This window comes from Bacillus sp. S14(2024) (assembly GCF_050473785.1).
Classification (GTDB): Bacteria; Bacillota; Bacilli; order Bacillales; family Bacillaceae_G; genus Bacillus_A; species Bacillus_A yunxiaonensis.
The window spans coordinates 4470001-4472500 of record NZ_JBFLUP010000006.1 but is presented as its reverse complement, the minus strand read 5'-3'; the positions used below and the strand labels follow the sequence as shown (position 1 = coordinate 4472500).

The window sequence follows — 2500 nt, the reverse complement described above, 5'->3', positions numbered from 1 at the left end:
CTTTCTTAACGGAAAGCCGCAGTGAATAGGCCCAAGCGACTGTTTAGCAAAAACACAGGTCTCTGCGAAGCCGTAAGGCGAAGTATAGGGGCTGACACCTGCCCGGTGCTGGAAGGTTAAGGAGAGGGGTTAGCGCAAGCGAAGCTCTGAACTGAAGCCCCAGTAAACGGCGGCCGTAACTATAACGGTCCTAAGGTAGCGAAATTCCTTGTCGGGTAAGTTCCGACCCGCACGAAAGGTGTAACGATTTGGGCACTGTCTCAACCAGAGACTCGGTGAAATTATAGTACCTGTGAAGATGCAGGTTACCCGCGACAGGACGGAAAGACCCCGTGGAGCTTTACTGTAGCCTGATATTGAATTTTGGTACAGCTTGTACAGGATAGGCGGGAGCCTTTGAAGCCGGAGCGCTAGCTTCGGTGGAGGCGCTGGTGGGATACCGCCCTGGCTGTATTGAAATTCTAACCTACGGGTCTTATCGACCCGGGAGACAGTGTCAGGTGGGCAGTTTGACTGGGGCGGTCGCCTCCTAAAAAGTAACGGAGGCGCCCAAAGGTTCCCTCAGAATGGTTGGAAATCATTCGTAGAGTGCAAAGGCATAAGGGAGCTTGACTGCGAGACCTACAAGTCGAGCAGGGACGAAAGTCGGGCTTAGTGATCCGGTGGTTCCGCATGGAAGGGCCATCGCTCAACGGATAAAAGCTACCCCGGGGATAACAGGCTTATCTCCCCCAAGAGTCCACATCGACGGGGAGGTTTGGCACCTCGATGTCGGCTCATCGCATCCTGGGGCTGTAGTCGGTCCCAAGGGTTGGGCTGTTCGCCCATTAAAGCGGTACGCGAGCTGGGTTCAGAACGTCGTGAGACAGTTCGGTCCCTATCCGTCGTGGGCGTAGGAAATTTGAGAGGAGCTGTCCTTAGTACGAGAGGACCGGGATGGACGCACCGCTGGTGTACCAGTTGTTCTGCCAAGGGCATAGCTGGGTAGCTATGTGCGGAAGGGATAAGTGCTGAAAGCATCTAAGCATGAAGCCCCCCTCAAGATGAGATTTCCCATAGCGTTAAGCTAGTAAGATCCCTGAAAGATGATCAGGTTGATAGGTTCGAGGTGGAAGCATGGTGACATGTGGAGCTGACGAATACTAATAGATCGAGGACTTAACCATATAATATGAAGCAAATGTTATCTAGTTTTGAAGGAATATACCTTCATAAGTCTGGTAATGATGGCAGAGAGGTCACACCCGTTCCCATACCGAACACGGAAGTTAAGCTCTCTAGCGCCGATGGTAGTTGGGACTTTGTCCCTGTGAGAGTAGGACGTTGCCAGGCAATCTGAGACGAGTCAGTATGACTCGTCTTTTTTGTATATATTAACTAGACAATTATTAAGATACTGTATTTAAATAAGGCAATTGATAGACCGAGTGTTGAAGCTATCCCAAGTGTAAGAAATAAAAAGTATACCCATAATTCCCTTGAAATTCATAGAATACAGGCAAATTAACTTCACATGAATGAGAGATAGGTACTATATAAACGAGTGAAAGGAGACTCCTTATTTTGAAAGCGACAAGTATTAAGTTTTATGAATTTGGAGAGCCTCAAAAAGTTTTGCAGATAGAGAATAAGGAAGTTAGAGATCCGGGTGTTGGTGAAGTTTTAGTACGAATGAAAACTCGACCAATTAATCCCTCTGATTTAATTCCCATTTGGGGAGCATATTCTAATCGAATTTCTTTACCAGCTATTCCGGGATATGAAGGGGTTGGTATTATAGAAGAAGTAGGCCCCTCTGTTTCTAAATGGTTTCTTGGTAAGCGAGTATTGCCGCTGCGAGGTGAAGGTACATGGCAAGAGTTTGTAAAATCTTCAGCTGAACTAGCTGTTTTAATTCCAGATTATATTGATGATTATACGGCAGCTCAGCTTTATATTAATCCGATTACAGCGTGGGTTATCTGTACAGAAGTATTGGCATTAAAACCGGGGGATGACTTGATTGTAAATGCTTGCGGATCTTCTATTGGTCATATTTTTGCGCAATTATCTCGTGTTTTAGGATTTCGTTTAATTGCAGTAACACGTAATGATACTTATACAGAAGAATTAATTCGACTTGGTGCTTCATATGTCATTAATACAATGACCACCCCGCTCTATGAAACAGTTATGGAATTAACAAATGGTTGTAAAGTTAAAGCAGCAATTGATTCTATAGGAGGATCAACTGGTACAAATCTAGCTTACTGTATACGTGCGAATGGAACCTTGTTAACGATAGGTCTTTTGTCCGGAATACCTGTTGATTGGACAGAGATTATGAATAATACAAAAGTGCATGCAAACATATTCCATTTACGTCATTGGAATCAACAAATTTCTACAAGAAAATGGCATGAAACATTTCGTCAGGTTATACAATGTATTCATGATAAACAATTAATATTAACAAGACCTTATGCTCAGTATCAACTTTCAGATGTAAAAAAAGCTCTTA

The 2500-nt window shown here is 44.4% G+C and carries 1 protein-coding gene and 2 rRNA genes (2 of these 3 running past the window's edge); all 3 read left to right on the top strand.

Annotation, left to right across the window (positions count from 1 at the left end; all coding sequences use genetic code 11):
* Positions 1 to 1166: ribosomal RNA gene (locus tag AB1279_RS22545) — 23S ribosomal RNA — on the top strand; it begins 1757 nt to the left of the window's first position.
* Positions 1167 to 1216: 50 nt separating this feature from the next.
* Positions 1217 to 1332 (top strand): 5S ribosomal RNA (rrf, locus tag AB1279_RS22540).
* A 231-nt stretch (positions 1333 to 1563) separates the two neighbouring features.
* Positions 1564 to 2500, top strand: the 5' portion of a protein-coding gene (locus AB1279_RS22535) for a zinc-dependent alcohol dehydrogenase family protein (protein ID WP_429761069.1). 38 nt of this gene lie beyond the right edge of the window; 937 of the gene's 975 nt are visible here — the first part of the coding sequence; it begins with the start codon at positions 1564 to 1566; its stop codon lies beyond the right edge, outside the window.